At 71.6% G+C, this 16,932-nt stretch carries 12 protein-coding genes, 1 tRNA gene and 1 pseudogene; 9 read left to right on the top strand and 5 right to left on the bottom strand.

Going from position 1 to position 16,932, the window contains the following annotated elements; genetic code table 11:
- The first annotated feature begins 3 nt into the window (after positions 1-3).
- The 9 genes from BWR60_RS13330 to BWR60_RS13290 all read left to right on the top strand — a co-directional run bounded on the left by BWR60_RS13330 (position 4) and on the right by BWR60_RS13290 (position 11,658).
- Positions 4-1,800, top strand: coding sequence for a S9 family peptidase (locus tag BWR60_RS13330; protein ID WP_088151518.1), 1,797 nt, complete (start codon positions 4-6; stop codon positions 1,798-1,800).
- 15 nt (positions 1,801-1,815) lie between these two features.
- Positions 1,816-3,243, top strand: coding sequence for a M20 family metallopeptidase (locus BWR60_RS13325; protein ID WP_088151517.1), 1,428 nt, complete (start codon positions 1,816-1,818; stop codon positions 3,241-3,243).
- Between the two features lie 733 nt (positions 3,244-3,976).
- Entirely contained in the window at positions 3,977-5,479 is a 1,503-nt protein-coding gene (locus BWR60_RS13320) for an ABC transporter substrate-binding protein (RefSeq protein ID WP_230983043.1), read from the top strand.
- A 12-nt stretch (positions 5,480-5,491) separates the two neighbouring features.
- The gene (locus BWR60_RS13315) at positions 5,492-6,565 is read left to right on the top strand and encodes an ABC transporter permease (RefSeq protein ID WP_088151515.1); all 1,074 of its coding nucleotides are present in this window, start codon (positions 5,492-5,494) and stop codon (positions 6,563-6,565) included.
- A gap of 8 nt (positions 6,566-6,573) precedes the next feature.
- Positions 6,574-7,494 carry a nickel transporter permease gene (nikC, locus tag BWR60_RS13310; RefSeq protein WP_088151514.1) on the top strand — a complete coding sequence of 307 codons (921 nt, stop codon included), beginning with the start codon at positions 6,574-6,576 and terminating at the stop codon, positions 7,492-7,494.
- Positions 7,487-8,353 carry an ABC transporter ATP-binding protein gene (locus tag BWR60_RS13305; RefSeq protein ID WP_088151513.1) on the top strand — a complete coding sequence of 289 codons (867 nt, stop codon included), beginning with the start codon at positions 7,487-7,489 and terminating at the stop codon, positions 8,351-8,353. Before nikC ends, BWR60_RS13305 begins: the two co-directional genes overlap by 8 nt.
- Entirely contained in the window at positions 8,350-9,129 is a 780-nt protein-coding gene (locus BWR60_RS13300; RefSeq protein WP_088151512.1) for an ABC transporter ATP-binding protein, read from the top strand. The genes BWR60_RS13305 and BWR60_RS13300 overlap by 4 nt, the downstream gene beginning before the upstream one ends.
- Positions 9,126-10,178, top strand: a complete 1,053-nt coding sequence (locus BWR60_RS13295; RefSeq protein WP_218823476.1) for a serine hydrolase domain-containing protein — start codon at positions 9,126-9,128, stop codon at positions 10,176-10,178. The genes BWR60_RS13300 and BWR60_RS13295 overlap by 4 nt, the downstream gene beginning before the upstream one ends.
- Before the next feature lie 13 nt (positions 10,179-10,191).
- The gene (locus BWR60_RS13290) at positions 10,192-11,658 is read left to right on the top strand and encodes an MmgE/PrpD family protein (RefSeq protein WP_088151510.1); all 1,467 of its coding nucleotides are present in this window, start codon (positions 10,192-10,194) and stop codon (positions 11,656-11,658) included.
- Here BWR60_RS13290 and BWR60_RS13285 read toward each other — a convergent pair.
- The 5 genes and pseudogenes from BWR60_RS13285 to selA all read right to left on the bottom strand — a co-directional run.
- Entirely contained in the window at positions 11,553-12,488 is a 936-nt protein-coding gene (locus BWR60_RS13285; protein WP_088151509.1) for a LysR family transcriptional regulator, read from the bottom strand. The two genes, BWR60_RS13290 and BWR60_RS13285, sit on opposite strands and share 106 nt — an antisense overlap.
- 295 nt (positions 12,489-12,783) lie before the next feature.
- Positions 12,784-12,879 (bottom strand) — tRNA-Sec (locus tag BWR60_RS37025).
- A 117-nt stretch (positions 12,880-12,996) separates the two neighbouring features.
- Positions 12,997-14,781 (bottom strand): annotated as a pseudogene (gene selB, locus BWR60_RS13280) (selenocysteine-specific translation elongation factor); the annotation flags it as partial.
- A gap of 44 nt (positions 14,782-14,825) precedes the next feature.
- Entirely contained in the window at positions 14,826-15,566 is a 741-nt protein-coding gene (locus BWR60_RS13275) for a tetratricopeptide repeat protein (RefSeq protein WP_230983042.1), read from the bottom strand.
- Positions 15,567-15,615: 49 nt separating this feature from the next.
- The coding region (gene selA, locus BWR60_RS13270) for an L-seryl-tRNA(Sec) selenium transferase (RefSeq protein ID WP_144445617.1) at positions 15,616-16,932 on the bottom strand (1,317 nt) is incomplete at its 5' end.

Below are 16,932 nucleotides of genomic sequence, written 5' to 3'. Positions count from 1 at the left end.
CCGATGACGCCCGACGCCGCGATCCGCCCCTATCTCGACATCCCCGGCGCCAAGAGCCCGGCGCTGTCGCCCGACGGCGGGCTGCTGGCCTTCCTCGACGACCGCACCGGCTTTCATCAGATCTGGCTGCAGCCGGCCGCCGGCGGCGCGGCCTGGCGGGCGACGGAGACGCCGGAGCCGGTCGGCGCCCTGGCCTTCAGCCCGAAGAGCCGGGACCTCATCTTCACCATGGATCGCGGCGGCGACGAGCGGCACCAGATCTGGCTGATCCCGGGCGCCGACGGCGCGCCGGTGGCGCTGACCGACGACCCGACCGTGGTCCATGTCTGGGGCGCCTGGTCGCCGGACGGCACCCGCATCGCCTACGCCTCGAACGCCCGCGACCGCTTCCACATGGACATCCATGTGATGGAGGTCGCGACGCGGCAGGCGCGCTGCGTCTATCAAGGCGAGCTGTTCCGCGAGGTCGTGGCCTTCTTCCCGGACGGGCAGGCGCTGCTGGTGCGCGATTCCGCCCGGGCGACGATGGACCAGGATCTGTTCCGGCTGGACCTCGCGACCGGCGCCTATGAGCCGTTCCTGCCGCATGACGGCCGCGCGCGCTACGTCGCCGCCAAGACCCGGAAGGACGGCAGCGGCCTCTATCTGCTCACCGACCAGGGGCGGGACTTCGTCGGCATCGCCTTCCTGTCCTTCGCCGACCGCAGCCTGGACTGGGTGGTGGCGCCCGAGGGGCAGGACATCGAGGCGATGGCGCTGTCGCCCGACCAGGGCCGGCTGGCGTATGTGATCAACGAGGAGGGCTGGACCCACCTCCTGGTCCGCGATCTCGGCAGCGGCGTGGAGACCACGGTGGTGGGATTGCCGCCCGGCGTGATCGCCTCCGTCTCCTGGCGGCCGGACGGCAGCGGGCTGCTCTTCCCGCTGGAAGGGGCGGCGACGCCGCCCGGTATCTGGCAGTACGACGTCGCCGCCGGCGCTGCCAGCCGCGTCACCGACGCCCCCGTGAGCGAGCTGATCGAAGGCTTTGTCGAGCCGGAGGTGCAGCGCATCGCCAGCTTCGACGGGCTGCAGGTGCCGTTCCTGCTGTACCGGCCGCAGGGCGAGGCGCCGGCCGGCGGCTTCCCGGCGATGATCATCGTCCATGGCGGGCCGGAGGCGCAGTGGACTCCGACCTTCCGCGCCGACATCCAGTACATGCTGGCGCGCGGCATCATGGTCGCGGCGCCGAATGTCCGCGGCAGCACCGGCTATGGCCGGCCCTACCACCAGGCGGACGATGTCGGGCGGCGGATGGACAGCGTCGCCGACCTCAAGGCCGTGAGGCTGGCGCTGGGGGCGCGGGACGATGTCGATGACGGCCGGATCGGCGTCTTCGGCCGGTCCTATGGCGGCTTCATGGTGCTGGCGGCGCTGACCGAATATCCGGAGCTGTGGCGCCTGGGCATCGAGTTCTACGGCATCGCCAATTTCCACACCCTGCTGCAGACCACCGGCCCCTGGCGCCGGCGGCTGCGGGCGGCGGAATACGGCGACCCGGTCGCGGACAAGGATCTGCTGGAGCGCATCTCGCCGATCCGCAGGCTGGACCGCATCCGTGTGCCGCTGCTGGTCGCCCAGGGGCTGGACGACCCGCGCGTGCCGCCGGGCGAGAGCGAGATGATCTTCTCCGGCCTGCGCGGCCTCGGTCGCCCGGTCGACTACATCCGCGTGCCGCATGAAGGGCACGGCTTCGCGCGGCGCGAGAACCGGCACGGCGTCTTCGGCGCCGTCGCCGCCTTCCTCGACCGCCATCTCTGATCGAAAGCGAGAACGATGCAGAATTCCGACAAGATCTGGCAGCTGGTCGACGCCAAGCGCCCGGAGTTCGAGGGGCTGGCCGACCGGATCTGGGGCATGCCCGAGATCGCCTACACCGAGTACCGCTCGGTCGCCGAGCACACGGCGATGCTGCAGGCCCAGGGCTTCCGCGTGACCGAGAGCCTGGCCGGCATCCCGACCGCGGTGATGGGCGAGGCAGGCGAGGGCGGCCCGGTGATCGCCATCCTCGGCGAGTACGACGCCCTGCCGGGGCTGAGCCAGGAGGCGAACATCGCCGAGCCCCGGCCGATCCCCGGCAACGGCTACGGCCATGGCTGCGGCCACAACCTGCTCGGCTCCGCCGCCCTGCTGGCCGCCACCGCGGTGAAGGACTTCCTGGCCGCGACCAGCCGGCCGGGCCGGGTGCGCTACTATGGCTGCCCGGCGGAGGAGGGCGGGGCGGCCAAGGCCTTCATGGTGCGCGCCGGCGCCTTCGCGGATGTCGACATCGCCATCACCTGGCACCCGGCGTCGCTGACCCGGGTGGACGAGGCGCTGTCGCTGGCCAACACGCGGATGGACTTCCACTTCACCGGCCGCGCCTCGCACGCCGCCGCGGCGCCGCATCTCGGCCGCAGCGCGCTGGACGCGGTCGAGCTGATGAATGTCGGCGTCAACTACATGCGCGAGCACATGCCGTCCGACGCCCGCATCCACTACGCCATGCTCGATTCCGGCGGCATCGCGCCGAACGTGGTCCAGGCCTCGGCCAAGGTGCGCTACGCCATCCGCGCCCGCGACCTGGCCGGCATGCTGGCGCTGAACGAGCGGGTGCGGAAGATCGCCCAGGGCGCCGCGCTGATGACCGAGACCTCGGTCGCGATCTCGATCATGAGCGCCGTCTCCAACATGCTCGGCAACACGCCGCTGGAAGAGGCGATGCACCAGCACCTGCTGCGCCTCGGCCCGGTGCCGTTCGACGCGGCGGACCGGGACTATGCGGCGCAGATCCAGGCGACGCTGAGTGAGGAGGACATCCTCACCGACTATCGCCGCGTCGGCGTGCCGCCGCGCAAGGACCTGCCGCTGTGCGACTTCATCGTGCCGCGCGACTCCCAGGGCGAGCCGATGATCGGGTCGACCGACGTCGCCGATGTCAGCTGGGTGGTGCCGACGGTACAGGCGCGGGTCGCCACCCACGCCATCGGCACGCCCGGCCATTCCTGGCAGATCACCGCCCAGGGCATGGCGCCGGCGGCGCACAAGGGCATGGTCCATGCCGCCAAGGTCATGGCCGGCACGGCGCTCGACGTGATCGGCGACGAGCTGCTGATGGCCCGGGCCAAGCAGGACCATCAGGAGCGGGTTGCGGCCACGCCCTATGTCTGCCCGATCCCGCCGGAGGTGCAGCCGCCGCTGCAGCCGCGGCCGAAGGCGGCCTGATACCAGGTCGAACAGTCGGTGCCGAGGCAAGTGGATAGGCCGGAGCCACCCCCTCACCCGAAATCGCTGCGCGATTTCGACCTCTCCCCAAGGAGAGGTGACCACCCCTCTCCTTGGGGAGAGGGAGGGGCCCGACGCCGAAGGCGGCGGGAGGGTGAGGGGGCCGCGCCGCTAGCGGGCCTGTTCCTCGATAGACGTCCACGGAGCAAGCGGGAATAGGGCATCGGCAGCCCGAGAAGACGTCCAGGAAGGGCGCCGGACACCACCAACAGAACACAGCACGGAGGCTCGATCCATGTTCGCCCGTCCGACCGGACTGCCTGATCTCCGAAAGATTTCTCCGGTCTTTTCAACGTCGTCATTGCGAGCGCAGCGAAGCAGGAGGAAGATCCGTGACCCAGACCCTCAACGGCACCGCCGATTCGATGCAGGCGGCCGGCTTCAAATGCGCCCGGTTGGCCCAGGCAGGATTGCAATAGGTGGGATTTATCACAGACTCTGCATATCATTGCAATAGGTGGGATTTATCACAGACTCTGCATATCCAGATAGGAAGATCGGTCAAGCCGCTGCCGCCCCGGNCGAGGAGGAATCGTGCTCGCCAAGCCCAGCCTCAGCATCCGGCGCCGCCTCGCCGCCCCTCCCGCCCGGGTCTACGGGGCCGTTCAAGCCGCGGTCGCGCCGCACCCGGATGTTCGTCGCCGGGGCGGCCACGCCCGGGAACGCGCTGGTCATGGCCTGGAACATCGACGCGATCAGCACCTTCGACCCGGCCCAGATCGGCGAGGTGGTGACCAACGAGATCGTGCAGAACACCTGCGATTCCCTGGTCGATTTCAACCCGGCGGACGAGACCAAGGTGATCCCGCTCTTCGCCGAGAGCTGGGACGTCTCCGACGACCGGATGCAGATCACCTTCCATCTGCGCAAGGGTGCGGTGTTCCCGTCCGGCAACCCGGCCACCGCGGCCGACACGGCCTGGTCGATGCAGCGCGTGGTCAAGCTCGGCTTCGGCAACGCGGCGACGCTGACCGAATACGGCTTCACCAAGGACAAGGTCGACAGCCAGATCACCGCGCCCGACGACGCCACGCTGGTGATGAAGCTGGACAAGCCGTACCCGACCAACCTGGTGCTGCAGGCGATCGCGGCGAACCGCGTTTCCGCCACCATGGACAAGCAGGCCATCCTGGCGAACGAGGTGAACGGCGACCTCGGCAACAAGTACCTGGCCACCCACACCGAATGCGTCGGCCCCTACCGGCTGGCGCAGTGGAACGCCGGAGAGGCCGTGGTGCTGCAGGCGAACGACAAGTACTGGGGCGAGCCGCCGGCGCTGAAGCGCGTGCTGATCCGCCATGTGGCAGAGGCGGGGACGCAACGGCTGCTGCTGACCCAGGGCGATGTCGACGTCGCCCGCGACCTGACGCCGGAGGACATGAAGGACCTGGAGAGCTCGCCGGACGTGTCGATCGTCCGGGTGCTGAAGCCGCAGCTGTTCTTCTGGACCTTCAACAACGCCGACCCGATCTTCTCGAACGAGAAGGTACGCCTGGCGATGCGCTACCTGATCGACTATGACGGCCTGGCCAAGACGGTGATGACCTATACCGGCGTGCCGCGGGCCAGCTTCGTCCAGCTCGGCGCGGTCGGCGCGCTGGACGAGAAGGAGGGGCAGCCCTTCTCGCTCGACCTCGACAAGGCCAAGGCGCTGCTGGCCGAGGCCGGCTATCCCAACGGCTTCAAGGCCACCGTCTTCATCGGCACGCTGCCGCATTCCGCCCCGATCGCGCAGAGCGTGCAGCAGAACGCCGCCAAGGTCGGCGTCGAGCTGACGCTGGAGCGGATGGCCAACGCCCAGCTGTTCAGCCGGGTCCGCGGCCGCGAGTTCCAGACCGCGATGCAGGCCTGGCAGACCGGCGTGCCCGACGCCCATGGCAACGCCTCCCGCCTGGTCTACAACCCGGACAACCGGCCGGAGGCCAAGCAGACCCAGTATCCGAGCTGGCGGGCCGCCTACTATTCCGAGGACGCGAACAAGCAGGTCGACGCGGCGCTGCTGGAGCCGGATCCGGAGAAGCGGAACGCGATGTATCGCGACCTGCAGCTGCAGATCATGCAGCAGGGGCCGATGGCCTTCATGTTCCAGATGTACAACCCCGCCGCCATCCGCAAGTCGCTGAAGAACTGGACCTGGAACGGCTTCCGGACCTACTACGAGTCGGTCAGCAAGTAGCGGCGCCGGGCCATGGTCGACGCCGCACCCATCGCCATCCCACGCCGGCCCGCGGCCCCAGGACGGAAGGCGCTGTCGTCCTGGGCGCTGGCGGTCGGCCGGACCGTCCTGTCCGTCGCGGTCACGCTGCTCGGTCTCGCGGCGCTGACCTTCTTCATCGGGCGGCTGCTGCCGCTCGACCCGGTCACCGCCATCCTCGGCGACAACGCCACCCAGGCCGCCTATGACGCGATGTACCGCCAGCTCGGCCTGGACCAGCCGCTGTGGGTCCAGTTCCTGCGCTACCTGCGCGACATCGCCAGCCTCGACCTCGGCACCGCCCTGACCACCGGCAAGCCGGTGGTCGAGGACATCGCCCGGGTGTTCCCGGCGACGCTGGAGCTGGCGACCGTCGCCATCGTCATCGGCACCGGCCTCGGCATCCCGATGGGCGTGCTGGCGGCGATGTACCGCAACAGCGCGGTCGACCACATCGTCCGCGTCGTCGGCCTGCTCGGCTATTCGGCGCCGACCTTCTGGCTGGGACTGATGGGGCTGGTGCTGTTCTACGCCACGCTCGGCTGGGTCGGCGGCCCGGGGCGCATCGACTTCATGTACGAGTTCGACCTCGAGCCGATGACCGGGTTCCTGCTGCTCGACACCGCGCTGCAGGGCCAGTGGGAGGTGTTCGGCAACGTCTTCAGCCACATCATCCTGCCGGCCTCGATCCTGGCCTTCGGCGCCATGGCCTATATCAGCCGCATGACCCGCAGCTTCATGATCGAGCAGCTGGGCCAGGAATACGTGGTGGCGGCGCGGGTCAAGGGACTGTCCTGGGCCCGCACCGTCTGGGTCCACGCCTTCCGCAACATCGCGGTGCAGGTGGTGACGGTGGTGGCCCTGTCCTATGCCTTCCTGCTGGAGGGGGCGGTGCTGACCGAGACGGTCTTCGCCTGGCCCGGCTTCGGCCGCTACCTGACCAACACGCTGCTGGCCGGCGACATGAACGCGGTGGTGGGCTGCACGCTGCTGATCGGCGTCATCTTCGTGACGCTGAACCTGGTGTGCGACCTGCTGTACCGCATCTTCGACCCTCGCACCCGATGAGCGCGGACATGCCCAGCGACACCGCCCTCCGCACCGGCTCGATCAGGGCCTGGCTGCACGCCCCGGTTCCGGCCTCGCCGATGCAGGCCCGCGCCCAGCAGCTCTGGCTCAAGCTGCTGCGCCTCGTGGCCAACCCCCCGGCGCTGCTGGGGCTGATCATCCTGCTGGTCATCCTGGTCATGGCGGTGTTCGCGCCGCTGATCGCGACCCAGGACATCTACGCCCAGGATCTCACGATCCGGCTGCAGCCGCCCTCGGCCGCGCATATCCTCGGCACCGACGAACTCGGCCGCGACGTGTTCAGCCGCATCGTCTACGGCGCCCGCATCACGCTCTATATCACCCTGCTGACCGCGGTGATCGTGGCGCCGGTCGGCCTGCTGATCGGCACCACCGCCGGCTATCTCGGCGGCTGGGTCGACATCGTGCTGATGCGCGTGGTCGACATCTTCCTGGCCTTCCCCAGCCTGGTGCTGGCGCTGGCCTTCGTCGCCGCGCTCGGGCCCGGCATCGAGAACGCGATCATCGCCATCTCGCTGGCCGCCTGGCCGCCGATCGCGCGGCTGGCGCGGGCCGAGACGCTGTCGATCCGCTCCTCCGACTACATCGCCGCGGTGCGGCTGCAGGGCGCGTCGTCGCTGCGGATCATCCTGTCGCATGTGGTGCCGATGTGCCTGCCCTCGGTGGTGGTGCGGATCACGCTCAACATGGCGGCGATCATCCTGACCGCCGCGGGGCTCGGCTTCCTCGGCCTCGGCGCGCAGCCGCCCAGCCCGGAATGGGGGGCAATGCTGTCCAGCGGCCGCGAATTCGTGCTGACCAGCTGGTGGATCGCGGCGGTCCCCGGCTGCGCCATCCTCCTCACCAGCCTGGCCTTCAACCTGTTCGGCGACGGGCTGCGCGACATCCTGGATCCCCGCCATGGCTGAACAACTGCTCCAGGTCGAGGACCTGCGCATCGACTTCCCCGGCGGCCGCGGCACCATCCAGGCGGTGCGCGGCATCTCCTTCGCCGTCGGGCGCGAGAAGGTCGGCATCGTCGGCGAATCCGGCTCCGGCAAGTCGCTGACCGGCCGGTCGGTGCTGAAGCTGACGCCGAAGGCGGCGCGGGTGACGGCGAAGCGTCTGGCCTTCGACGGCATCGACCTGCTCGGCGCGTCGGAGCGGCGGATGCGGGCGATCCGCGGCAACCGCATCTCGATGATCCTGCAGGATCCCAAATTCTCGCTGAACCCGCTGATGCGGGTGGGCCGGCAGATCATGGAGGCCTACCGGCTGCACCACCGCGTCGGCGCGCGCGAGGCGCAGGCAAGGGCGCTGGAGATGCTGGACGCGGTCCGCATCCGTGACCCCGAGCGCGTGTTCCGCCTGTACCCGCACGAGGTCTCGGGCGGCATGGGGCAGCGGATCATGATCGCGATGATGCTGATCCCGGAGCCGGACCTGATCATCGCCGACGAGCCGACCTCGGCGCTGGACGTCACGGTGCGGCGGCAGGTGCTGACCATCCTCGACGATCTCGTCACCCGGCGCGGCACCGGGCTGATGTTCATCAGCCATGACCTCAACCTGGTGGCCGATTTCTGCGACCGGGTGCTGGTGATGTATGCCGGCCGGATCATGGAGGACCTGCGGGCGCGCGAGCTGCACCGGGCGCAGCACCCCTACACCCGGGCGCTGCTCGACAGCCTGCCGCAGCTCGACCGGCCGGTCGACACGCTGCAGGTGCCCAGCCGCGATCCCGCCTGGCTCGACGGCCCGACCTTCCAGGCAGGAGCCGCGGCATGACCGACACGATCCTCGAGGCGATCGGCCTGCGCGTCACCTTCGGCTCCGGCACCGCGGCGATGACAGCGGTCGATGACGTGTCCTTCGTCCTGCGCCAGGGCGAATCCTTCGGGCTGATCGGCGAATCCGGCTGCGGCAAGTCGACCGTGCTGCGCGCCTTGGCCGGGCTGAACACCGGCTATGAGGGATCGGTCCTGTTCCGCGACCAGGAGGTGCCGCGCCGGCGCGACAAGGCGTTCTTCCGCCGGGTGCAGATGGTGTTCCAGGATCCCTACGCCTCGCTGCATCCGCGCAAGATGGTGCGGGCGGTGCTGGCCGAGCCGCTGCGGATCCACGGCTTCGATCGGGCCGAGCAGCGGATCGACGCGGCGCTGGATGCGGTCGGGCTCGGCCGCGGCTTCCGCTACCGCTATCCGCATGAGCTGTCGGGCGGCCAGCGCCAGCGCGTCGCCATTGCCCGCAGCCTGATCATCGAGCCCGAGATCCTGCTGCTGGACGAGCCGACCTCGGCCCTCGACGTCTCGGTCCAGGCGGAGATCCTGAACCTGCTCAAGGCGCTGCGGCGCGAGCGCGGCCTGACCTATCTGATGGTGACCCACGACCTGGCCGTGATCGCCCATCTCTGCGACCGCATCGCCATGATGAATGGCGGCCGCATCGTCGAGGAGATGACGGCCCAGGGCGTCCGCGCCCGCCAGGCGCAGGACGCCTACACGCGCAGCTTCCTGGAGGCGAGCGCGGGGTATCGGCCGGCACCGGAGGGGGCGGCGGCATGATGTGGGACGCGAGCGTGGCCGCGGCCGACGACGTCGATCCCTGGCCCGGCACCGACTGGGAGATGGTGGAGGATATCCGCCCCGCCGGCTGGTCGCTGGAGCATCTGGACCGGGTCTGGGCCCATGCCGACCGGATCGGCACCGCGGCGCTGATGCTGGTGCAGGGCGGGCGGGTGATCGCCAGCCGCGGCGACGTCACCCGGCGCTACCTCTGCCATTCGATGCGCAAGAGCTTCCTCAGCGCCCTGATCGGCACCCATCTCGACGACGGCGCCATCGACCTGTCGCTGACCCTGGACATGCTCGGCATCGACGATCGCGAGGGGCTCAGCGAGCGCGAGAAGCAGGCGACGGTCTACGACCTGCTGACCGCCCGGTCCGGCATCTTCCACCCGGCGGGCTACGAGACGCCGTGGATGAAATCGCTGAAGCCGCCGCGCCACGCCCATGCGCCCGGCACGGTCTGGTGCTACAGCAACTGGGACTTCAACGCGCTCGGCACCATCTACACGCAGCGCACCGGCCTCGGCATCCACGCCGCCTTCCGCGACCGGATCGCCGGGCCGCTCGGCATGCAGGATTTCCGCTTCGACGCGGAGCGGGAGGATGGCTGGCTGCAGCCCGACCCGTGCTCGGTCCACCCGGCCTATCCGTTCCGGATGTCGAGCCGCGACCTCGCCCGCTTCGGCCTGCTGTTCCTGCGCGACGGCCGCTGGGGCGGGCGCGAGGTGGTGCCGCAGAGCTGGGTGGCGGCGAGCGTGCTGCCCTATTCCGATGCCGGGACGCGGGGCGCCTATGGCTATATGTGGTGGGTGGCGCGGCAGGGCATCGCCTTTCCGGGCGCGATCATGCCCGAGGGCAGCTACAGCGCCCAGGGCGCCGGCGGCCACTTCTGCGTCGTCATCCCGCCGCTCGACCTCGTGATCGTCCACCGCGCCGACACCGAGTGGGTCGACGGCAAGATGGCGGGGCCGGAGATCAACCAGTTCCAGTTCGGCCGGCTGCTCGCCCTCATCCTCGACGCCCGCAGGGCCGGCATGGCCGCCTGAGAAGGAGTGCACCATGGCCGGCATCATCGAGGCGATCGCGCGCTGGAGCCGCTCCGGGGTCGAATTCGGCGTCCTCGCCCGTCTCCGCGCCCGCCACGCCATCGCCGACACCATTGGCTGCATGCTGGCCGGGGCCGGCGACCCGGCGGTGCGGGCGGTGCGCGCCGCCTTCGCCGGCTCGATCGCCGACGGGCCGCGCTGCACCCTGGCCGGCGGCGGGCAGGGGGCGGAGGGGCTGTCCGCCCTGGTCAACGGCACGGCGGCGCATGCGCTGGACTATGACGACAACTTCCGGCCGGGGGCCAGCCATGCCTCGGCGGTGCTGGTGCCGGCGCTGCTGGGGCCGGCGCTGGCCCGCGGCACGTCGGGGCGGTCGCTGGTCGACGCCTATCTGGTCGGGCTGGAGGCGCAGGCCGCGGTCGGGCGCGGGGTCAACCCGTCGCACTACACCGCCGGCTGGCACGCCACCTCGACCGTCGGCTGCATCGGCACCGCGGCGGGCGTCGCCTGGCTGTGTGGCCTGGACGAGGCCGGCATCGCCCGGGCGATGAGCCTGGCCGTCAGCATGGCGGCCGGGGTGAAGGGGCAGTTCGGCACGCCGGCCAAGCCGCTGCATGCCGGGCTGGCCGCGCGCAACGCGGTCGAGGCGGCGGCGCTGGCGGAGCACGGCATGACCGGCCGGCCCGACATCCTGGAGGCGCCGCAGGGCTTCCGCGAGCTGTTCGGCGGGCCGGATGCCGCGGGCTGGGACGAGGTCGCCATCGGCGCGCCGCATGTGATCGAAAGCGAGGGGCTGATGCCGAAGCGCCACCCCTGCTGCGGCTCGACCCACAACGCCGTCGACATCGTCCTCGACCTGCGGGCGCGGCACGGCTTCGCGGCGGAGGAGGTGGCGGCGGTGGAGACGCTGGTCGGCATCGCCAATCGCCGCAACCTGGCCTATCCGGATCCGGTGGACGAGATGCAGGCGCGCTTCTCGATGCAGTACTGCGTCGCCCTGGCGCTGCTGAAGGACCGCCTGGATCTGTCGGACTTCACCGCCGACGCGGTGAAGAATGAAGCGGTGCGGTCGCTTCTGCCGCGCGTCACCATGGCCTCATACTCGGAGCAAGAGGAGCGGGCGGCGGCCGGGCGGCCGCTGCCGCACCGGGTCGCCATCCGCCTCGCCGACGGCCGGGTGCTGGCGGGCGAGCGGGCCGCGGCCAAGGGCACCATCGCCGATCCCTTCGACGACGCCGACCGCCGGGCGAAATTCGCCGATTGCTGCCGCGGCGTGCTGGACGCGTCCGCCGCCGGCCGGCTCCATGACCGCCTCGACCGGCTGGACGCGGAACCCGACCTGTCCTTCCTCGAGCCGGCGCTGGCGCGGGCCGGTCAGCCGACCGAGACCCTGCGCGGCGCCGGCATCGCCTCCCGCCAGTCGGGCACGGCCGACCAGAACCGCCCGGCGCAGGGGCGGCTGGCGGCGGAGGTGCGGTAGAGGCGGATCTCGACGTCCAGGGTCCAGGCCGGGCTGCCGGCTCGGACCAGCGCACCGGAGCGCAGCTCCTCCGCGATCAGGCTTTCCGGGATCCAGGCCAGGCCGCGCCCCGCCAGCGCCATGGCCTTGAGGCCGGCGGACATCGCGTTCTCATAGACCACCGCCAGCGGCAGCGGCCGCTCGGCGAACAGCTTGACCAGGCCGTGGCCGAAGAAGGAGCCGCTGCCGTAGCTGAGATACTGGATCGGCCCGCCGCCGGTCCCGACCGCATGCCGCGGCCGGCCGCGCGCATCGGGGGCGGAAACCGGGATCACCCGCTCCTCGCCCAGGCAGCGATGCTCGCAATAGGCCAGCTCGCTCATCAGCGGCACGGAGTCATGGGCGTAGGTCAGCAGGAAGTCGCTGTGCCCGTCGATCAGCGTGGCGATGATGCCGGCGAAGGTCGACCGGGTCTCGCAGAAGCGGGTCCGCGTCGGGCCCACCCGCTCCTCCATCCGCCGGATCCAGTCCGGGAAGAAGGTCAGGGACAGGGTGTTCAGCGTGGCGAAGGACAGCACATCCTCCGCCGCCGCGTGCCGGTCGCGCAGATCGGCGCGGGTCTGCAGCACCAGGTCCAGGATCTTTCGCGCCCGCGGCAGGAAGTCCTGGCCCTCCGCGGTCAGCCGGACCGGATAGCTGGTGCGGTCGAACAGCGGCACGCCGATCCAGCTCTCCAGCTGCCGGATGCGGCGGCTCAGGGCCGATTGGGTGACGTGCCGCTCATCCGCGGAACGGGAGAAGCTCGATGTCGCGGACAGACTGAGAAAATCCTCCAGCCATTTGACTTCCATCACGGGCCTCCGCTCGGGGTTCGGGGCAGCTCCGACACGCGATCTCGACAGGATGGGCCGGGGCCTGGCGGACAAGCGGCCGCAGGATCCCGCTGCGTGATACTGCGTCATCCGCGGCGGCTGTGGAACCGGAGCGCATGCAGGCGGCGTACCAGCCGTCTTTCGCCGGCCTTCGGACGTCATTCCCGGTGCGGGGGTGGGCAGCAGGTGGGCAGAAGCCGGCGAACTGGCCAAGACTTGGGCACGCCGCGGCCGCCGCGATCCGTCCGCTGCCTCAGGAGCGGTCCGGATGGATTGGCGGAAGAGAGTGGGAGTCGAACCCACCAAGGACCGGCTCGCGGCCCCTCCCGGATTTGAAGTCCGGACGCCCCACCGGGGACGATTCTCCTCCATGCCCCTCGGCCGGCGGCTCGCCGATCGAGGGACGAAACAGGTCCAGGCGGTGCCGGTTCAGCCGGCGCAGGTCGCCCCGCCGCAGCGTCACGCCGTGACGGTCGAAGAACTCCAGGATCTGAATAGCAACCTTGCGGCCGCTGTCCACCTGATCCCGGAACTGCGCCGCGCTGAATCCGGTTTCATGCGCCTCGCCCAGCTGTACCAGGATGCCGACGATCTCGGCCACGGTCGGGCGCAGGAAGAAATGGTCATGCGCCACCTCATCCACCCGGCCCATGCGGCCGGTGCGCTTCAGCAGCCGGCGGATCTCCGCCTCGTCGATGCCCAGCTCGCCGGCGAGGTCGCGCACCCGCGGCGGCCGGAACCGCGTAGCACCGCCCAGGCGCGGGCCGATCTCGGCCCACAGCGCCTCATCGGCCTCGGTCAGATGCGCCTCATGGCCGGTCAGCCGCACCCAGGCGCCGTCCAGCGCCACCTGCTCCGCCCGCGCCATCACCCGCAGCAGGGCGGCGAAGGCCGGGGCCGGCAGGCGCGGCCGCGACTGCAGGCGCAGCCGCTCGAAGCCGATGCCCGGCAGGTCCGGGTTGTCGCGGTGGAAGCCGTCCAGCGTCTCCAGCAGCCCTTCGGTCAGCCGCGTCCAGTCCTCCGCGGTCAGGGCCAGCAGCTGCTCGCCCGCCGCGATCCGGACCAGGCCGAGCCGGTCGGCGATCTCTTCGATCCGGCCGGCGCCCAGCGCCCGGTCGCGGGCGAAGGCGGCCAGATCGGCCAGAAGCGGCGGTGCCGCCAGCAGCGCCGTCAGCGCTGCCTCGGGGTCGTCCAGCGCCAGCGCCGCCAGCTGGGCCATGCGCTCCGGCCCGCGCCGCTTGCGCGCCGGCGCCCGCAGATCGACCAGCCGGCCGCCGCCGATGGTGCGCTGGGCCGAGGTGTCGCGGACGACGTAGCGGTCCCCGGAAGCGGCGGCGACCGGCGTGTCCAGCACCAGCTGCACGAAGGCCTCGCCGCCCGGCGGGATCGGGTCGTCGCCCAGCAGCACGATCCGCGCCCCGGTCTCGGCCGCGGCGGTGTGGAAGCGCACCGGGAACCACTGGCCGATCGGCTTGCGCTCGCCCGGCAGCACCCGCAGCGTCGCGTCGATGCGGTCGGTCGGGGCATGCAGGGCAGGGTCGAGGATCACGTCGCCGCGGGAAAAAGCCTCGCGCGTCACCCGGTCGCCGGTCAGGTTCAGGGCGCAGCGCTCGCCGGCGCGGCCGCGCTCGGCCGGGCGGTTCTGGGCGTGGATCGACCGCACCCGCACCGGCAGGCCGGACGGGCTGGCCAGCAGGTGGTCGCCGACCGCCGCCGATCCGGACAGCACGGTGCCGGTGACCACGGTGCCGGCGCCGCGCAGGGTGAAGGACCGGTCGACCGCCAGCCGGAACCGGCCCGCCGCCTCGCGCCCGGCGAAGTCCATCGCCTCCAGCGCCAACCGGTCGCCGAGCTCGGCCACGCCTTCGCCGCTGACGGAGGAGACCGGCAGGATGTCGGCCCCGGCCAGGGCGGTGCCGGCCAGGGTGGCGCGGATCTCCGCCATCACCGTCGCGCGCCGCTCGGGCGGCGCCAGATCGGCCTTGGTCAGGGCGACGACGCCGCGGGTGATGCCGAGCAGGTCGATGATCGCCAGATGCTCGCGGGTCTGCGGCATCACCCCGTCATCGGCGGCCACCACCAGCAGCACGAAATCGATGCCGGAGGCGCCGGCCAGCATGGTGTGCACCAGCCGCTCATGGCCCGGCACGTCGATGAAGCCCAGCACCTCGCCATCGGGAATCGCCTGGTAGGCGAAGCCGAGGTCGATGGTGATGCCGCGGGCCTTCTCCTCCTTCAGCCGGTCGGTGTCGACGCCGGTCAGCGCCCGCACCAGCGCGGTCTTGCCATGGTCGATATGGCCGGCGGTGCCGATGATCACGGCGTCGCCTCCGGCAGGGGGCGGCGGGCCAGCGCCTCGGCCTCGGCGATCCCGGCGGGGTCGAGCGCGGCCCGGGCTGGTCCAAGGAAGCGGCCGGCCAGCAAACTGCCGCCGGCCTGGCCGCGCTGCAACCAGGCCAGGGCCTGCACCGGATCCTTCGGCACACCTGATCCCAGATGATACGCCGCGCCGAGCATGGCCTGCGCGTCGGCGTCGCCGCGCTCGGCCGCCATCCGCCACCAGCGCGCGGCCTCGGCCGGGTCGCGGGCCACGCCGACGGCGTTGTGGTGCAGCATGCCCAGCCGGGCCATGGCCGTGGCGACGCCCTGGCCGGCAGCCCGCTCGGCCCACAGCCGTCCCTCGGCCGGGTCGAACAGAGCGCTGTCCTCGAGCAGCATCCAGCTCAGCATGTCCTGCGCCGCGGCGTCGCCCTGCTTGGCGGCGGCGCGGTACAGGGCGGCGGCCCTGCCGTCGTCGCGCGCCATGCCCTCGCCGCGGAAATAGAGGGTCGCCAGGTTGCGCTGGCCGACCGGGTCGCCGGCCTCCGCCGCCAGGGTCAGCCAGCGCACCGCCAGGGCGAGGTCGCGCTCGACCCCCAGCCCCTCGGCGAAGCAGGCGCCGACATTGCTCTGGGCCCGGGGCACGCCGTCATGGGCGAGCGGCCCCCAGATCGCCAGCGCCGCAGCATGGTCGCCCGCGCGCGACGCGGCCGAGGCGGCGGCGAGCTGCTCGGTCACGCCGGGGGAGGGAGGCGGAGGCTCGGGCGCACGGCCGCCCTTGAGACGGTCAAGCCAGCCCATGGTCGCCCGTGTCGAGCGCGGTGAGGGAGGCCAGGAACCCGGCCTCGTCCTCCAGGCAGCGGAGATCCAGCAGCAGGGCGCCGTCGGCGATGCGCCCGATCACCGGCACCGGCAGCTCGCGCAGCGCGGCGGCCAGGGCGTTCAAGGCCCGGCCGCTGTCCTCCGGCACGGTCAGGGCCAGGGCGGCGCTCGGCAGCGTCTCCAGCGGCAGGGCGCCGGAGCCGATCTGGCTGGTGCAGGCCCGGATCTCGGCCGCGGCCAGGCCGCCCAGGGCCGTCTGCACCGCCGGCAGGAGGCGGCGGGCCTGGGCCTCGATCTCCCCGGCCTTGCGCGCCAGCAGCCGCAGGGTCGGCAGGCGCTCGGCCAGCCGGGCGGGGTCGCGGTAGAGGCGCAGCGTCGCCTCCAGCGCCGCCAGCCGGATCTTGTCGACTCTGAGCGCCCGCTTCATCGGATTGCGGTTGATCGCCGCGACCAGCTCGGCGCGGCCGACGATGAAGCCCGCCTGCGGCCCGCCCAGCAGCTTGTCGCCGGAGAAGGTGACGAGGTCGGCGCCCTCGGCCACCGCCTCGCGCACCGTCGGCTCATGCGCCAGGCCGATGGTTGTGAGATCCGCGAGGGTGCCGGAGCCGAGATCATGCACCAGCGGCACGCCGTGCTTGCGGGCGAGTGGTGCCAATTCCCGCGCGGTGACCTCGGCGGTGAAGCCGGCGATGCGGTAGTTCGAGGTGTGGACCTTCAGCACCAGCCCGGCCTCCGGCCCCAACGCCGCGGCGTAGTCCTTCGGATGGGTGCGGTTGGTGGTGCCGATCTCGTGCAGCGTGGTGCCGGCCCGCGCCATGATGTCGGGCATGCGGAAGGCGCCGCCGATCTCGATCAGCTCGCCGCGCGAGATGATCGACCGGCGCCCCTGGCCCAGCGTGTTCAGCACCAGCAGCACCGCCGCGGCATTGTTGTTGACCACCGTGGCATCCTCGGCGCCGGTCAGCTCGCGCAGCAGGCCGCGCAGATGGTCGTCGCGCTCGCCGCGCTGGCCGGTTTCCAGGTCGAATTCCAGCGACACCGGGCTGCGCATCGCCTCGACCGCCGCCTCCACCGCCGCCTCGGCCAGCAGGGCGCGGCCCAGATTGGTGTGCAGCACCGTGCCGGTCAGGTTGAACACCGGCCGCTGGGTCGACCGGGCGCCGGCCGCCAGCGTCGCCGCCGCGGTGGCCGCGACGCCCTCGGCATCGGGGGCGGGGGCGCCGGCGCGCACCGCCTCGCGCGCCCGGGGGCGGGGGCGCCGGCGCGCACCGCCTCGCGCGCC

Origin of the sequence: Inquilinus limosus, assembly GCF_002195995.1 — a bacterium.
Classification (GTDB): Bacteria; Pseudomonadota; Alphaproteobacteria; order DSM-16000; family Inquilinaceae; genus Inquilinus; species Inquilinus limosus_C.
This window is presented reverse-complemented; position numbering and strand designations above follow the sequence as displayed.

Bases quoted from the DNA above. Each gene is read 5' to 3' on its own strand.
- nikC (WP_088151514.1), top strand. From the start codon at position 6,574: ATGCCCAGCGACACCGCCCTCCGCACCGGCTCGATCAGGGCCTGGCTG.
- BWR60_RS13285 (WP_088151509.1), bottom strand. From the start codon at position 12,488: ATGGAAGTCAAATGGCTGGAGGATTTTCTCAGTCTGTCCGCGACATCG.
- BWR60_RS13315 (WP_088151515.1), top strand. From the start codon at position 5,492: ATGGTCGACGCCGCACCCATCGCCATCCCACGCCGGCCCGCGGCCCCA.
- BWR60_RS13320 (WP_230983043.1), top strand. From the start codon at position 3,977: ATGGCCTGGAACATCGACGCGATCAGCACCTTCGACCCGGCCCAGATC.
- BWR60_RS13290 (WP_088151510.1), top strand. From the start codon at position 10,192: ATGGCCGGCATCATCGAGGCGATCGCGCGCTGGAGCCGCTCCGGGGTC.
- BWR60_RS13325 (WP_088151517.1), top strand. From the start codon at position 1,816: ATGCAGAATTCCGACAAGATCTGGCAGCTGGTCGACGCCAAGCGCCCG.
- BWR60_RS13300 (WP_088151512.1), top strand. From the start codon at position 8,350: ATGACCGACACGATCCTCGAGGCGATCGGCCTGCGCGTCACCTTCGGC.
- BWR60_RS13305 (WP_088151513.1), top strand. From the start codon at position 7,487: ATGGCTGAACAACTGCTCCAGGTCGAGGACCTGCGCATCGACTTCCCC.
- BWR60_RS13330 (WP_088151518.1), top strand. From the start codon at position 4: ATGACGCCCGACGCCGCGATCCGCCCCTATCTCGACATCCCCGGCGCC.
- BWR60_RS13295 (WP_218823476.1), top strand. From the start codon at position 9,126: ATGATGTGGGACGCGAGCGTGGCCGCGGCCGACGACGTCGATCCCTGG.